Below are 16,120 nucleotides of genomic sequence, written 5' to 3' on the forward strand. Positions count from 1 at the left end.
AGAAGGCCACAAGCGAAGGAAGACTGGATTGCTTCGTCGCAAGGGCTCCTCGCAATGACGGCGGTGAGAGTAGAGTTCAATCCCGCCGGAACACGATCGACGCGGCCCAGCCGGACATCAGCGCCATCGCGGCGGTGAGCAGTCCGTAGATGAAACCGTGATTGCGCGCGGCATTGGCGACGAACTGCTCGAAGCCGACCTTGACGATATCGAACGCCGTCTCCGCTTTCGAGATCAGCGCACCGTCGGCGAACAATTTGATCTCGACATCATAGGTTCCGATGGGGACTTCGGCGGGCAGCGGAATGCTGGTTCGGAACAGCGTCGGTGTCAGGAATGTCACCGCTGAGGTCTCCTCGCGATACAGTCCGTGTTCCTTGCGCAGTCGCACAAAGGCGCTCCGGAACGGGTCTGTGGCCACGACGTCCGCATAGTCGGTGCCGACGCGCTGGGTCAGCAGGACGTTATTGATTCCGAGCTGCTGGCGGCGCTGTACGTCGGCAGGCGCTATGGCGTCCATAGGACGGTTGGAAAACACGGCGAGATAGGACGGCACCTGCAGGAATTGGCGCGAATCCGTGTTGATCCAGATGCCGAAGCGGCGCTCCTTGCGCCGGGTCATGAGGTCGGTGCGCGGTCCGTTGACGGTGACGACGAGATTGTAGTTGTTGCGGCCGGGCGGTGTCTTGTCGTCTTTCTCGACAGCGCCGAACAGCACCAGTTCCTCGCCGGCATAATTCGGCGTCACGGTCACGCGATGGTTCGACACCGAAACGATCAGTTGCTCGGCGCGGGCCGGGGCGAGCATTCCGATGCCGAGTGCGGCGATGATCGGGAGCGCGCGTATCATGGAGCGACGCCTCCGGTATCGCGGATCGTGAACAGATCCGCGGGGCGAACGACCAGTTCCACCGCGAAGCGGACGCCGACCGCCAGGATCAGCAGGCCCAGCAGCAGGCGCAAATGCTCGCCGCGAATCTTCTGCCCGGCGCGGGCGCCGAATTGTGCGCCGGTGACGCCGCCGACCATCAGGATGAGGGCCAGCACCGCATCGACCAGATGATTGGTGATGGCGTGCAGCAATGTCGCGATCACCATGGTGACCAGCGTCAGCACCATGGATGTGCCGATGACCGTCGAAGTCGGAATGCGCAGCCAGTAGATCAGGATCGGGATCAGGATAAAGCTGCCGCCGATGCCCATCACGGCGCCGATGAAGCCGATCAGGAGACCGACGGCGATCACCGGGATCACGGAGAGATAGATCTTGGAGCGCTTGAACCGCATCTTGAGCGGCAGGCCGTGAACCCAGCTATGGCTGCCGGACCGGCGCAAGTTCACGGGATCACCGCGCCGGATGCGCAGCAGCGCGCGCAGGCCCTCCCAGAACATCAAGCTGCCGACGGCGGTGAGCAGGATCACATAGGACAGCGAGATGGTGAGGTCGAGCTGGCCGAGATTGCGCAGCTGCGTGAAGGCCCACACCCCGAGCGCCGTGCCGACCACGCCGCCGGTCAGAAGCACACTCGCAAGCGCGGGATCGATGGCGCGGCGTCGCCAGTAGGACAGCGCGCCGGAGAAAGACGAGGCTGCAATGTGGCTTGCAACTGACGCGACCGACACCGCGGGGGCGATGCCGACGAAAATCAGCAGCGGTGTCATCAGGAAGCCGCCGCCGATCCCGAACATGCCGGAGACGAAGCCGACTGCAGCGCCCATCGCCAGGATGAGCAACACATTGATCGGAATGTCGGCGATCGGGAGATACAGTTGCACGCGCGTTCGCTTCGGAATTCTGGCCCTGAGTTGGGCCGAAACCGCTCATGGCGTGGTTCTGGAGGCGGCGCGGATTGCGAGCCGCGTCCTCGTCTTAGACGATATCGTCCGTTGATGGGATTAAAGAATTCGGTAAAGGCGCGGTTTTCCGCCTCTACCGATGATACACCTTTCAAGGTGGTAAATTTTGTTGGGCCAGGCGCAGGCCAGCGGCGTCACGACTTCCTGGCCGGATCGGTGACGAGGTTCATGGCGGCGGCCTCGCTGGTGCCGAGCCAGCGGATTTTCTCGGTGGCTGACATCGCCTCGACGACCGACGAGGCGACGCCCATCTTGGTCATGTAGTTCAGCACATAGCCCATGGTGCGCTGCGCCGATGCGGTGGGGTCAGCGCCCGGCTTGGGAGATACAAAGCGGTGGACGCCCAGCCGTGAGCCCTCGACGCCGATGCGGGCCTTGCCGCCCGCATAGGTCATCACGCAGGCGCTGGCGCAGTAGGACGGTTTGATCCGGCCGGCCGAATCCACCGTGCCCACGGCGGTGGTCAGCCCGCGCGCACGGATGATCTCGCCCATGATGATGGCCTGGCCGACATTTCCGCCTGGAGACGACAGCAGCACGGTATCGCCGGGCGCGAGTTTGGCTTCATCGAGCTTTTCGCGAAACCAGCTCGCAGTGGCCGGGCCGATCTCGCCCGTGATCGCCAGCGCCGGGCGGCCGCGGCCCGAATTGTCCGGATCGAGATTGGCGACCTCCGAAGACGCCATGCTCGGCGAGACATAGAGGTCTTTCCAATAGGCCCAGGCCTCCGGTTTGGAGAGCTCCTGATAGGCCTGCGCGCCGATGCCGCCGAATATCACGACCGCGAATGCGACCGAGGGCCAGTTGAACCATTTGCTGTGCGGTGCCTCGGGCGGCGGGGGCTGCGGTGGGGCAGACGGCTCGGCGGGACGTGCGGCCCAGGGGTTGACCGTAGGAATCCTTGATCGGCGTTCCGCGTCCCCCGATGTGTCGTCATTCCGAAAAGACAAATCAATTTCCTCGTCGTTCAGTCGGGCTCGGCGCACACTTCACTGTGCCAAGTCTGCTGAAGGTTTGTTGAGGAAATAAGACCGCCGGTTCGATCCGGCGGCCAGAAAAATCTGTCTTAGCGCGCAGCTCGCTTGCCCATCGATGCTTTCGCCCCGACCTGTGCCGGCGCGGCATCCCAGCCGCCCGCGGGAGTGGCCACGTTAATGGCGTCATCGGGTTGGCCTTCCGGTGCGAAAGTCTGGACCGCCAGCCTGGCGGCGGCCAGCGACTGTGGGTCGAGACGCTTGGCGATGTCATCGCGCTTGCGGCCGGCATCGACGTCGCCCTGGGAGGCGGCGAGGCTGAACCACTTGAAGCTCTCGGTGAGGTTCTGTTCGACGCCGATGCCGCGGGCATAGAGGATGCCGAGATTGAACTGGCTGTCGGCCACGCCGCGATCGGCAGCCTTGCGGAACCAGTACGACGCGCTCTTGTAGTTGGCGCCCTTGGTGCCGCCATCGGCATCGAGCACAGCGAGATTGTGCATCGCCTTGGCGTTACCACGGTCGGCGGCGAGCACGTAATAGCGGCGGGCGACGTCGAGATCCTTCTTCGCGCCGAGGCCCTTCTCGAACAGCGCGCCTAGGCGGAACATGGCCGGCACGACATTGGCCTGCGCCGCGCGGTCATACCACTTGGCGGCTTCGTCGTAGTTCTGCGCTACGCCCTTGCCCTCGGCATAGCGGACGCCGATTTCGAACGCGGCAGAGGCGTCGCCCTTGAGCGCCGCGTTGCGCAGCGCGGTGCTGCCGATGGTCTCGGGCAGGCGCTCGCCGGCGGGGATCGAGGCTGTGGTGATCTTCTGGCCGCTCGACGGCAGCACCGGCCCGGCGGCACTGGCCTGCGGTGCGGCAATGCTGCCGGTCACGTCGGGCGACACATACGGCACGGGCGTGGCCTGTGGCACTGGCTGCGGCGCAGGCTCGACGGCGGCGGGTGGCGGTGCGATCAGCGATTGCTTGCCGATCGGGGTGGGCGATGTCATCGACGGCGCGGCCGGCACGGGAGCAGCGGGCTTGGTCAGGACCTCGGCCGGCTCGGGCGCGTTCAGCTGCAGCGGCGGTGCCGAGTGAATATTCTCGGCCACCGGCGCCGGCGAGCCACTGTCCAGCAGCGTCATCGCCATCTTGAACGAGCCGAGCACGATCACGACCACGCTGGCGCCGACCAGCAGCGAGCGGATCTTCGAGCCGATCGTGGAGGATGACTTTTCGCTGTCGGCGAGCTGCGGCCCGGGTCTGGTGGCCTTCGATTTGTCGGTCCTGGATTTGTCAGACCTGGACTTGTCGTTGCCGGTTGCGGCGGCAGCCTGTGCGGCGCGGCGCGCGGCAGCAATGAAACTCGACGCGGTGGCCTGTTCGGGGGCATCGACGGCGATTTCGCTGATCGCGTCTTCCGACGCGGCGATGCGTTCGGATGGCGATGCGCCGCGGCCCTGCGGACGCGTGCCGGGTTCGAGCGGATGATCCGGTGGCAGGGCCGGGTCAACCATCGGGCGCGGCGACGGACGCTCGGTAGCGGATGCAGACTGCGCGACCGGCTTTGGCGCGGGCGGTGGATCGAGAATGTCGCTGATCGCCTTCGGCATCGGGAAGGCCGATGCCGGTTCGTGCGAGATCGCAGTTGCCGCGAAGTCGCGCGGCGCGGCATCGAAGTGAACCTGCGGCGGACGCACCTCGACCTGCGACGGCGCAGCCTGTGGCTTCACCGGATTGGGCATCTGCGGGCGCGTCGGAGCCGGCACCGAAACATCTGGTGCAGTCGCCGGGCGCGAGGTCGGAGCGGGTGTTGCAACGGGCGCGGATTGCTTGGCGGGCGCGGCGCTGACCGCGCGCAGATCGCCTTCGATCCTTGCGAGGCGATCGACCACATGGCCGAGCGTGGAGTGCACGACTTCCAGCGAATCCTGCGTGTGACGGTCGGTTTCCGACTGGCTGAAGCGCATGTCGGACAATTCGCGCTTGATCGTGTCGACCAGCCCGGGATCGACCGATGGCGTCTTGCTGCGGGGATTGTCCAGCGCGGCGAACATCGATTGCTGGCGTTCGAGATGGCGCAGGATGTCCTGCAGCCCGTCCTCGACGCGGCCGAGATTGTTGCCGCGCGTATCGGTGATGCTCTCCATCCGCTCGAGCAGATAGGAGACGCGCTGTTCGAGATGCGCGAAGGCCGACGACGAGTCATTGCCCACCGGCATATGGTCGAGACGCTCGGACAACGTCCGCAATGCGGTTTCCAGATGATCCGAGCTGGCCATGACAGCCGGGCGCTCGCGATTTTCCAGCGCTGCCGTCAGCGTCATGATGCGCGCCTCAAGCGCGGCAAAGGAATCGCTGTTGTCGGCGCGTGCAAGCTGATCGACCTTCGACGACAGCGTCTGCAGGTCGTCGCTGAGACGGCCGAGCGCTTCGTTGGAGGCGACGTTGGAAACGATGGCACGCAGCGCGGCGATCGCGCCCTGCAGCTGTTCCATGGTGCCGGGATCGTTGCTCGAACGCACGATCAAGTCGATCTTGCCGCCGAGATTACGGATCGCCTCGTCGAAGCCGGCGAGCTGTTCGGCCGGCGTCAGCGTAGTCAGCGTCTTGTGGATGTCGGCGAGGGCGCGTTCGAGATTGGCCAGCACGTCGCCGTCGATGCCGCTGTGGCGGTTGTCATCGATGCGGCGGCCGAGTTCACGGATCTCGTTCTCGATTGATTCAATCGCGCGGCGCGGCATCGCTTCGGTGATGACGTTGCGGATGTCGGCGAGCTCGCCGCGGAAAGCCGCGATCGACTGCTCGATATTGTTGTCCGGGCGCTGCAGCGCATCGATCTTTGTGGTGATCTGGAACAGCTGCCGTTCCAAACCAGACATATCCGGCATGAAGCTCTGCGGCGGCGCGGCGGGCTGCGCATAAGGCGGCTGTACGAAGGACGGCGCAATTGGCGGCGCGCTGCGCGGGGCCATCCGCGGCGTGCCGTCGAGTTCGCCCTGACGGGCGGCGATCTCGGCGATGGCGAAGTCCAGCGAGAACGGATCGATCGGCGGCGAGGCGCTATAGACCTGATTGGCGGCACGCTCGACCATATCGATGCGCGGCTGTTGCGGCGGCGCGGGGCGATATGCGGGCTCGCTGATCTGCGATAAACGCGCGTCAAGCCGCGAGATCGCATCATTGAGCTGGCGCGCGACGCCGGGCTCGCTGCTGCGTTGTGCAGGCTTCGAGAACAATTCGATCTGCCGGGCAATGGCATCGAGCCGCTCGTGGATTTCGACGACATCGGCAGCGTCGCGCTGCGGCAGCGCTGCACGCGGGGTAAGGGGGCGTTCCTGGTCGCGAGGGCGTGCATTGGGCGAGTTGTAGCGCGGGGGAGCTTCGCCGATGGTCGAGTTCAGCCAGTCGCCGAGCGACATGCCGGCACGGCGCGCCGCAGCTTCGGCCCGCTCGCGAACCGATGGCTCAATCCCGTCAACACTCCACGATACGCGCGAATTCATGCTTTGGTCCGGTTCCGAGCTTGACGCCCACCAGCGCCTGCAGCCTCCCCCGCGCGTCCCATTGTGAAGACAATCGTAACGTGCGCGGGTCGTCTGCCTCTGATCCGGACTTTTCAGGGTTAGGGTAAATAACGGGTTAAGGATCGGGCTCGGCCAGCCTTAAAAGTTAACTCGCTGATACACTTGCGCCGATTTGCAGGTAGGATCGGATGTCCCTGGCTTTGGCGTCAGCGCGTAAACAGCGCACTCAAATCGTCGACATCCAGTTCGGTGATGGCGCTGTGGCGCGGGTCCATCACCGCCGACTGGCCGATATAGGCCCAATAGAGAAACTCGGCGCGGGGCAGCGCCCGCTGGCTTTCGACCCCGGCTTCGATCAGCCATTTCGCCATATAGCCAACGCGTCGGGCATCCACCGACGCGACCATTTTGGCGACGTCTGTGTCGGTCGAGGCCATGGCGCGGATGGCACGGTCCAGGCTGCGATCTTCGTTGAAAGCGAGCTTCATCAGGTGGGTCAGACGTGCGGCGCCAGCGACCGAGGCGTCGATCCCCTCGATCACCTGATCGGTCGTCCGCTCCTGCCAGCGCTGCAGAAGCTGTAGTCGAAATTCAGATATGTCTTTGAAGTGCCAATAGAAACTTCCGCGCGACACATTCAGGCCAGTGGCCAGCGCACCGACCTTCAGCGCGTCGGCGCCCTGCCGCGCGAGGATCCTCAGCCCGTGGTCGAGCCAGGCCGAGCGCGTCAGGCGGTCTTTGGTCAGTTGGTCATCCATTCCCCGACCATACACATGTGTATTGACGAAATCCACGCTCTGGCGTTAACGTCCATGCAGAAGTGTATGGAGCGGCACTGGCCGAACAGTGCCCGATGCGGGAGGGAGAGCCGATGAGCGTGAGCGGCCTCGATAGATGGTACAGCTTCATGCGGTCTCATGATCGGGCGATGCTGTGGGACCTGCTGCATCCGGACGCCGTGTTCGAAAGCCCGGTCGTGCATGCGCCGCAGCGGGGCCGTGAGATCGTGTTCAAGTATCTGACGACTGCAGAGAAAGTGCTGGGTGGCCCCGGCTTCGCTTACAAAGGCGAATGGCGCAGCGACAACGGCGCGGTGCTCGAATTCGAGAACAAGATCGAGGGCATCAAAATCAATGGCGTCGACATGATCTCCTTCGCCGATGATGGCCGCATTACCCACTTCAAGGTGATGGTCAGGCCGCTCAAGGCCATCAACCTGTTGCACAGGCTGATGGGCGAGGAATTGGCGCGGCAATGAGCCGCCAGCTGCCTGCTTCATCTCCGATAACAATTGCGTAAATCTGACACGGCGGCGCCGTATCATCCGATCAATTGAATTCAAACCGAGAGAATTCCATGCCCAGCTACAAAGCCCCGCTCGAAGACGTCGGCTTCCTGCTCAACGACGTGTTTCAGTTCGATCGCTACAACAATCTGCCCGGCTTTGCTGACGCGTCAGCCGATGTACGCGAAGCGATTCTGGGCGAAGCCGCCAAGCTCAGCGAAGAAGTGCTGCAGCCGCTGAATCGCGTCGGCGATCTCGAAGGCTGCAAGCGCAACGATGATGGCAGCGTGACCACGCCGAAAGGCTTCAAGGAAGCCTACAAGCAGGTCGCCGAAGGCGGCTGGCTCGGCCTCTCGGCTCCCGCTGAATTCGGCGGCCAGGGCCTGCCGGTGACGCTGTCGCAGACCGTCGCCGAATTTCAGATCTCCGCCAATATGGCGTTCTCGATGTATGGCGGCCTGACCATGGGCGCGACCGCAGCACTCATCGTGCACGGCAAGCCCGAGCAGAAGGCGATGTTCCTGCCGAAGATGGTCGCCGGTGAATGGACCGGCACCATGAACCTCACCGAGCCGCATTGCGGCACGGATCTGGGTCTGCTGCGCACCAAGGCCGCGCCGCAGGCGGACGGTAGCTACAAGATTTCCGGTACCAAGATTTTCATCTCGGCCGGTGAGCACGATCTTGCCGACAACATCATTCATCTGGTGTTGGCCCGCATCGAGGGCGCACCAGCCGGCATCAAGGGCGTGTCGCTGTTCGTCGTGCCGAAGTTCCTGGTCAATGCCGATGGATCGATCGGCGCACGCAACGGCGTGATGTGCGGCTCGATCGAGCACAAGATGGGCATCCACGGCAATTCCACCTGCGTGATGAATTACGACGGCGCCACCGGCTGGCTGATCGGTGAAGAGAACAAGGGCATGCAGGGCATGTTCGTGATGATGAACGAAGCCCGTCTCGGCGTTGCCGTGCAGGGCCTTGCGCAGTCGGAAGTCGCCTATCAGAACGCGGTCGCCTATGCGAAGGACCGTTTGCAGGGCCGTTCGCTCACGGGGCCGAAGTCGCCGGACAAGCCGGCCGATTCGATCATGGTGCATCCGGACGTGCGCCGCACGCTGCTCACCATCCGCGCCTTCAACGAAGCCGCCCGTGCCATGGTGGTGTGGACCGCACTGAAGAGCGACGTCGCGCATCGCTCGGACGATCCGAAGGAGCGTCAGGCTGCCGACGATCACATGGGCCTGATGACGCCCGTGCTGAAGGGCGTGCTCACCGATGGCGGTTTTGCCAACGCGGTCTCAGCGCAGCAGATGTTCGGTGGTCATGGCTATATCGCCGAATGGGGCATGGAGCAGTTCGTGCGCGACGCGCGTATTGCCATGATCTATGAAGGCGCCAACGGCATCCAGGCACTCGATCTGGTCGGCCGCAAGCTGCCGCGCGATGGCGGCCGTGCCGCGATGGCGTTCTTCGGCGAGGTCGGCGCATTTGCGAAGGAGCATGGCGCTGACGAAGCCATGAAGCCTTACATTGATCCGCTCTCGAATGCGCTCGGTCATCTGCAGCAGGCGACCATGTGGCTGATGAACAACGCCATGATGAAGCCCGACAACGCCGGTGCCGGCGCCACCGATTACATGCAGCTGTTCGGCCTCACGGCCTTCGCCTATATGTGGGCGAAGATGGCCAAGGTGGCGCAGGACAAGATTGCCACTGATGGCGCGACACCCTATCTGACGACCAAGCTGGTCACCGGCCGCTTCTTCATGGAGCGGATGTTGCCCGAAACCGCACTCCATCTCGCCCGCATCCAGACCGGAAGCGCGACGACGATGGAGCTTCCTACGGAAGCGTTCTAGTCACTATATGCGCCGTCATGCCCGGCCTTGTGCCGGGCATCCACGCCTTGGCGGCGCGCGAGAGAAGACGTGGATGGCCGGGACATCTAGCGAAGCCGCGCTTCGCGCTTTTGCCCCGGCCATGACGGCGTTTTAGAAATTTGAACAACACGACCACTCTGAGGGAGACACCATGCCCGAGGCATATATCTACGATCACGTTCGCACGCCGCGCGGCCGCGGCAAGGCTGATGGCTCGCTGCATGAGGTGACCGCGCTGGCGCTCGCCACTGCACCGCTGAAGGCGCTCAAGGAGCGCAACAACCTGCAGCCGGGCACCATCGATGACGTCATCCTCGGCGTGGTCGACCCGGTCGGCGAAGCCGGTGGCGACATCGCACGCATGGCTGCGCTGTCGGCCGGCTACGGCAATGACGTGCCGGGCATCCAGATCAACCGCTTCTGCGCCTCAGGCCTCGACGCCGTGAACTTCGCCGCGGCGCAGATCATGTCGGGCCAGCACGACATGACCATTGGCGGCGGTGCCGAGAGCATGAGCCGCGTCGGCATTGGTGCCGCCGGTGGCGCGTGGCCCGTCGATCCGTCGATCGCCGTGCCTGCTTATTTCATGCCCCAGGGCGTCTCGGCCGATCTGATCGCAACCAAATACGGTTTCTCCCGCGACGACGTCGATGCCTATTCGGTGCAGAGCCAGCAGCGCACTGCCAAGGCCTGGGATGAAGGCCGCTTCAAGAACTCGGTCATTCCGGTGAAGGACATCAACGGCCTCACCATTCTGGCCAAGGACGAGCATATGCGTCCGTCCACGACGATGCAGTCACTGGCCGCGCTGCAGCCGTCCTTCGTGACGATGGCGCAGATGGGCGGCTTCGATGCCGTGGCGATCCAGTCGCATCCGGAAATCGAAGGCGTCAACTACGTCCATCACGCCGGCAACTCGTCGGGTATCGTCGATGGCGCTGGCGCCGTGCTCCTCGGCAGCGAGGCGGCCGGCAAGAAGGCGGGCTTGAAGCCGCGCGCGAAGATTCGCGCCTTTGCCAATATCGGCTCCGAGCCGGCGATGATGCTCACCGGTCCGGTGGACGTCACCAAGAAGGTGCTGGAGCGTTCCGGCATGAAGCTGTCGGACATCGATCTGTTCGAGCTCAACGAAGCCTTCGCCTCGGTGGTGCTGCGCTTTATCCAGGCTTTCGATATCGACAATGAGAAAATCAATGTCTGCGGCGGCGCCATCGCCATGGGCCATCCGCTCGGCGCCACCGGCGCGATGATCCTCGGCACCGTGCTGGACGAACTCGAGCGCACCAACAAATCGACGGCCCTCGTCACCCTCTGCATCGGCGGCGGCATGGGCACCGCCACCATCATCGAACGCGTGTAAGGAGTGGCCAACATGACCTTCAAGAACTTCAAGGTTGAGACCGACGCCGACGGCATCGCGCTCGTCACCTGGGACATCTCCGGCCGTTCGATGAATGTGCTCGACGTAGCGACCATCGAGGAACTCGGGGCCATCGTCGATCAGACCACTGCGGATGCCGCCGTGAAGGGCGTTGTCATCACCTCCGGCAAGGAAGCTTTCTCGGCCGGTGCCGATCTGTCGATGCTCGAAGGCATGGGCAAGGTGTTTGCCGAGACCAGGGCTGCCAAGGGCGAGGAAGCCGCGCAGCAGATGCTGTTCGACGAGAGCCGGAAGCTGTCGCTGACGCTGCGCAAGATCGAGACCTCCGGCAAGCCATGGGTCGCGGCCATCAATGGCCTCGCGCTCGGCGGCGCGTTCGAACTGACGCTGGCCTGTCACTATCGCGTCGCGGCTGAAAATCCGAAGACGCGTCTGGGCCTGCCCGAAATCAAGGTCGGCCTGTTCCCCGGCGGCGGCGGCACCCAGCGCCTCGCGCGCATGCTGCAGCCGCAAGACACCATGCAGATGCTGCTGAAGGGCGAAGCGATCAATCTCGTCAAGGCGAAGGCGATGGGCATCGTCGGCGCGGTGGTGCCATCAGCCGATCTCATCTCGGCCGCGAAGGAGTGGATCAAGGCTGGCGGCAAACCCGTGGCGCCCTGGGACGAGAAGGGTTTCAAGCTGCCCGGCGGCCCCGTCTATTCCAAGCAGGGCATGATGATGTTCCCCGCTGGCAACGCGATCTATCGCCGCGAGACCTTCGACAATTATCCGGCGGCCCGCGCCATCATGCAGTGCGTCTATGAAGGCCTGCAGTTGCCGATGGATGCGGCGCTCCGCGTCGAGTCCCGTCAGTTCGCGCATATCCTGCAGACCAAGGAAGCGGCGGCGATGATCCGCAGCCTGTTCCTGTCGATGCAGGAGCTCAACAAGGGTGCGCGTCGTCCGCAGAACGTGCCGCCGACCAAGGTCAAGAAGCTCGCCGTCATCGGCGCCGGCTTCATGGGTGCGAGCGTGGGCTTCGTCTCCGCACGCGGCGGCATGGACGTCGTGCTGATCGACCGCGATCAGGCCAGCGCCGACAAGGGCCTCGGTCATTGCATCGCAGCCATCGATGGCCTGATCGCCAAGGGCCGCGCCAAGGAGGCCGACAAGACCGCTTTGATGGCGAAGATCACTGCAACCGCTAACTTCGACGTCATCAAGGACTGCGATCTCGTCATCGAGGCCGTGTTTGAGGATCGCGCCGTGAAGGCCGAGATCTACAAGAAGGTGCAGCCGTTGCTGAAGGAAGGCGCGATCATCGCGTCGAACACCTCGACGCTGCCGATCAACTCGCTGGCCGAAGAGTTCGCGGACCAGTCCAAGTTCATCGGCATCCACTTCTTCTCGCCGGTCGAGAAGATGATGCTGGTGGAGATCATTGTCGGCAAGAACACCGGCGATGTCGCGCTCGCCACCGCTCTCGACTACGTTCGCGTCATCGGCAAGACGCCCATTGTCGTCAATGACTCCCGCGGCTTCTTCGCCAATCGCTGCGTGCTGCGTTTTACGGCCGAGGGCCTGGAAATGCTGCTCGAAGGCGTGCCGCCGGCGATGATCGAGAACACCGCCAAGATGGCCGGCATGCCGGTCGGGCCGCTGTCGCTGTCGGACGAGATTGCGCTCGACCTCGTGCTGAAGATCATGAAGGCCACCGAAGCCGATCTGGGTTCGCAGGCCGTCGATCAGGCGCAGAAGAAGCTGATCGTCGAGATGGTGGAGAAGCAGGAGCGCTTCGGTCGCAAGAACGGCAAGGGCTTCTACGAGTATCCGCCGAAGGGCAAGGGCTCGAAAGCGCTCTGGAAGGGCATCGCGCCGTTGCTGCCGAAACCGGTCGATCCCGATACGCTCGATGTCGAGGAGCTGAAACAGCGCTTCCTGGTCGTGCAGGCGGTGGAAGCCGCGCGCACCGTCGAGGATCACGTGATCGTCGATCCGCGCGAAGCCGATGTCGGCTCGATCCTCGGCTTCGGCTTCGCGCCGTTCACCGGCGGTACACTGAGCTATATCGACTTCATGGGCACCAAGAAGTTTGTCGAGCTCTGCCACAAGCTTGAAGCCAAATACGGCTCCCGCTTCACGCCGCCGAAGCTGCTCGAAGAAATGGCCGCCAAGGGCGAGACGTTCTACGGCCGCTTTCCGCCGAAGAAGCTCGCGGCGGCGTAGGTCTTCCCCTCGCCCCCGGACGCGGCGCAGCCGCGGCTGGTGGGAGAGGGTGGATCGACCGCGTAGCGAAGCTTCGCTTCGCGCGGGCGGTCGAGACGGGAGAGGGGGCTCTTCGCTCGGAGCAAGAGCCCTCTCCCGCCTTCGCTCCGCTCAGGCACCCTCTCCCGCGGCGCGCAGCTTCGCTGCGCTGGGGGAGAGGGGAAGCAGCAAACAAAAAAGGGCCGGATCATTGATCCGGCCCTTTCGTATTTCAGCGCGATGCCAGCAGCTTACGCTGCCTTCATCAGGCCTTCCTTCTCCAGCGCGGCCTGCACTTGTGGACGGGCAGCGACGCGGTCCTTGTAGGTCATCAGGTTCTTGAACTCGGAGAGGTCGATGCTCATCCGGTCGGCCCATTTCAGCATGACGAACAGATAGCCATCGGCGACGCTGAAATCCTTGCCCAGCAGGTAATCCTTACCTGCGAGCTGGCCATCGAGATATTTGAACTTGCCCATCAGGCGGGTCTTGAAGAAGCCCTTCACTTCGTCATCGAACACCGGCTGGAACAGCGGGCTGAAGTTCTTGTGCAGCTCGCCATTGATGAAGCCAAGATACTCCTGCAACTGACGGCGCGCATCGCTGCCATTGGCCGGCGCCAGATTTTTGGCAGCGGCCTGGTCGGCGATGTACTGCACGATAACCGGACCTTCGGTCACGAGCGCACCGCTGTCGAGGCCGAGGGCTGGCACTTGGCCCTTGGGGTTGATGGCGAGATAGTCGTCGCCATTTTCCAGCTTCTTGGCTTTGAGGTCGACCTTCACGAGATCGTAAGGCAGGCCAGCTTCGAGAAGTGCGATATGAGGCGAGAGCGAACAGGCGCCTGGCGAATAATACAGCTTCATCGAAAATTCCTCCCTGAGGACATTGGTTTAACCACGCGGGTGACTAAATGCATATGCATGAAAGAGTCAAGATTGATGCAGCTGCATCAAGTGGGCTAGGGTGCCGCCACCATTTGGACTGAGCCATGAAACGTAAACCTTCCACCGAGGCGACGGCCGCCTGGATCCGCCTGATGCGAATCCAGAGCCGGGTGCTGGACGGCGTCGAGCAAGACCTCAAGCGCGCCGGTTTTCCGCCGCTCGCATGGTACGACGCGTTGGCCGAGTTGTCGCGCTCGCCGACCGGCGAGATGCGCCCGGTCGAGCTCGAAAAGCAGATGCTGATACCGCAATATTCGACATCGCGGCTGATTGATCGTCTGGTCGACGAAGGCTTGGCTGCACGCCGCGAATGCAAGATGGACAAGCGCGGCCTGTTCGTCGAGATCACGGCGGCCGGGCGCGAGTTGCACAAGAAGATGGGCTGCGCCTATTCAACGGCAATCGAGAAACATGTCGGCTCGAAACTGTCCGACGCAGATGCAGCAAAACTGTGCGGCCTGCTCGACCGGCTCGGCTGCGCGTGCCAAGAAGCGGCATCGACAGTGACATCGCCGGCCGCCAGAGACGCCGCGCCGGCGCGATGAACCTTAAATTTTTGCCTGCGTTCGCGACCCGCACGGGCCGCGGGCGTTCCCGACACCGCGCGCAACAGATTGCAGCGCCTTTCATTCGGAATTTCCATGGCGCGTGACCAAATCGATATGACGCCGCTGCAGTCGCGCGACGAACTCGTGGCGTGGCTGGCGGCGGGCGTGAAGCCACCCTCGGAATTCCGCATCGGCACCGAACACGAGAAGACGCCGTTTACGCTGAACGGTCACAATCCCGTGCCTTACGAAGGCCCGCGCGGCATCGGCGCGGTGCTTGACGGTATGAAGCATCTGCTCGGCTGGGAGCCGATCATGGAAGCCGGCAATATCATCGGCCTCTATGACGTCACCGGCGGCGGCGCAATCTCGCTCGAGCCCGGCGGCCAGTTTGAATTGTCGGGCGCGCCGGTGGAGACAGTGCACCAGACGCAGTCCGAATTGATGGCGCATCTTGCGCAGGTGCGCGAAGTGGCGACGCCGCTCGGCATCGGCTTTCTGGGTCTCGGTCTTACGCCCTCCTGGTCACGCGCGCAGATTCCGGTGATGCCCAAGGGGCGCTACAAGATCATGACCAACTACATGCCCAAAGTGGGCCAGTACGGTCTGGACATGATGTACCGGACCTGCACGGTGCAGACCAATCTCGACTTCTCCTCGGAAGCGGACATGGTCAAGAAGCTGCGCGTTTCCGTTGCGCTGCAGCCGATCGCGACCGCCTTGTTCGCCAATTCACCATTCACTGAAGGCAAGCCGAACGGCTTCCTGTCGTTCCGGTCCGAAGTCTGGCGCGACACCGACAATGCCCGCTCCGGCATGATCCCGTGGGCGTTCGAAGACGGCATGGGCTTCGAGCGCTGGGTCGATTACGCGCTGGATGTTCCGATGTATTTCGTCAAGCGCGGCGACACTTACATCGACGTGTCGGGCTCGTCGTTCCGCGATTTCTTTGCGGGCAAGAACGAGAAGATACCCGGCGAGCGTCCCACTCTCTCGGACTGGGCCAATCATCTTTCGACGATTTTCCCGGAAGTCCGCCTGAAGCGTTATCTCGAAATGCGCGGCGCCGATGGCGTGCCGTCGGATCGTTTGCCGGCACTGTCGGCGTTCTGGGTCGGATTGCTTTATGACGACAGCGCCCTCAATGCGGCCTGGGATATCGTCAAGAACTGGACTGCGGCTGAGCGACAGGCGCTGCGCGACGATGTGCCGAAGTTGGGCTTCAAGGCGAAGATCAAGGATCGGTATCTGTTCGAAATCGCCAAAGAGTGTCTGTTGCTCGCCCATGGCGGCCTGCGCCGGCGCGGCAAGCTCGACGCGCACGGCCGCGATGAGTCCCACCATCTGGAGGCACTCGATCGGATCCTGGATTCCGGAAAGACTCCGGCCGAGCAGATGCTCGACAGGTTCCATGGCGCCTGGGGTGGCTCGGTGGCGCCCGCCTATAAGGAATACTGCTTCTAGATCAGCGGCTTGGCGAAGCTGAAAATCCGTTCATCAG

At 63.4% G+C, this 16,120-nt stretch carries 12 protein-coding genes; 6 read left to right on the forward strand and 6 right to left on the reverse strand.

Features of this window, described 5'->3' with window-relative positions; translation table 11 throughout:
* Nucleotides 1–76 precede the first annotated feature (76 nt).
* The 5 genes from AB7813_RS22555 to AB7813_RS22575 all read right to left on the reverse strand — a co-directional run bounded on the left by AB7813_RS22555 (nt 77) and on the right by AB7813_RS22575 (nt 7,107).
* A complete protein-coding gene (locus AB7813_RS22555; protein ID WP_068737508.1) occupies nt 77–850 on the reverse strand; it encodes a TIGR02186 family protein in 774 nt (257 codons plus the stop codon).
* On the reverse strand, nt 847–1,776 hold the full coding sequence (locus AB7813_RS22560) for a sulfite exporter TauE/SafE family protein (protein WP_439065667.1): 930 nt from the start codon (nt 1,774–1,776) through the stop codon (nt 847–849). The genes AB7813_RS22555 and AB7813_RS22560 overlap by 4 nt, the downstream gene beginning before the upstream one ends.
* A 215-nt stretch (nt 1,777–1,991) precedes the next feature.
* Nucleotides 1,992–2,807: a hypothetical protein gene (locus AB7813_RS22565; RefSeq protein ID WP_441228432.1), complete on the reverse strand. Its 816-nt coding sequence runs from the start codon at nt 2,805–2,807 to the stop codon at nt 1,992–1,994.
* A gap of 116 nt (nt 2,808–2,923) precedes the next feature.
* Complete coding sequence (locus AB7813_RS22570; protein WP_441228433.1) at nt 2,924–6,328, reverse strand: hypothetical protein; 3,405 nt, start codon at nt 6,326–6,328, stop codon at nt 2,924–2,926.
* Nucleotides 6,329–6,555: 227 nt separating this feature from the next.
* Complete coding sequence (locus AB7813_RS22575; protein WP_089266810.1) at nt 6,556–7,107, reverse strand: TetR/AcrR family transcriptional regulator; 552 nt, start codon at nt 7,105–7,107, stop codon at nt 6,556–6,558.
* 113 nt (nt 7,108–7,220) lie between these two features.
* On the opposite strand from AB7813_RS22575, the gene AB7813_RS22580 reads away from it, so the two are divergent.
* The 4 genes from AB7813_RS22580 to AB7813_RS22595 all read left to right on the forward strand — a co-directional run bounded on the left by AB7813_RS22580 (nt 7,221) and on the right by AB7813_RS22595 (nt 13,106).
* On the forward strand, nt 7,221–7,607 hold the full coding sequence (locus tag AB7813_RS22580) for a nuclear transport factor 2 family protein (protein ID WP_441228434.1): 387 nt from the start codon (nt 7,221–7,223) through the stop codon (nt 7,605–7,607).
* Between the two features lie 98 nt (nt 7,608–7,705).
* On the forward strand, nt 7,706–9,496 hold the full coding sequence (locus tag AB7813_RS22585; RefSeq protein ID WP_441228435.1) for an acyl-CoA dehydrogenase C-terminal domain-containing protein: 1,791 nt from the start codon (nt 7,706–7,708) through the stop codon (nt 9,494–9,496).
* A 172-nt stretch (nt 9,497–9,668) separates the two neighbouring features.
* Complete coding sequence (locus AB7813_RS22590) at nt 9,669–10,877, forward strand: acetyl-CoA C-acetyltransferase (RefSeq protein ID WP_441228436.1); 1,209 nt, start codon at nt 9,669–9,671, stop codon at nt 10,875–10,877.
* 12 nt (nt 10,878–10,889) lie between these two features.
* The gene (locus tag AB7813_RS22595) at nt 10,890–13,106 is read left to right on the forward strand and encodes a 3-hydroxyacyl-CoA dehydrogenase NAD-binding domain-containing protein (protein WP_441228437.1); all 2,217 of its coding nucleotides are present in this window, start codon (nt 10,890–10,892) and stop codon (nt 13,104–13,106) included.
* A gap of 269 nt (nt 13,107–13,375) precedes the next feature.
* Here AB7813_RS22595 and gstA read toward each other — a convergent pair whose 3' ends face one another.
* A complete protein-coding gene (gene gstA / locus AB7813_RS22600) occupies nt 13,376–13,990 on the reverse strand; it encodes a glutathione transferase GstA (RefSeq protein WP_120288156.1) in 615 nt (204 codons plus the stop codon).
* 125 nt (nt 13,991–14,115) lie between these two features.
* Here gstA and AB7813_RS22605 point away from each other — a divergent pair, with 125 nt between their 5' ends.
* Both AB7813_RS22605 and AB7813_RS22610 read left to right on the forward strand, forming a co-directional pair.
* A complete protein-coding gene (locus tag AB7813_RS22605) occupies nt 14,116–14,616 on the forward strand; it encodes a MarR family winged helix-turn-helix transcriptional regulator (protein WP_068732586.1) in 501 nt (166 codons plus the stop codon).
* Nucleotides 14,617–14,712: 96 nt separating this feature from the next.
* Nucleotides 14,713–16,083, forward strand: a complete 1,371-nt coding sequence (locus AB7813_RS22610) for a glutamate--cysteine ligase (protein ID WP_093761676.1) — start codon at nt 14,713–14,715, stop codon at nt 16,081–16,083.
* Nucleotides 16,084–16,120: the final 37 nt, after the last annotated feature.

Source organism: Tardiphaga sp. 20_F10_N6_6 (assembly GCF_052076045.1).
In the GTDB taxonomy this organism is placed as follows: Bacteria; Pseudomonadota; Alphaproteobacteria; order Rhizobiales; family Xanthobacteraceae; genus Tardiphaga; species Tardiphaga robiniae.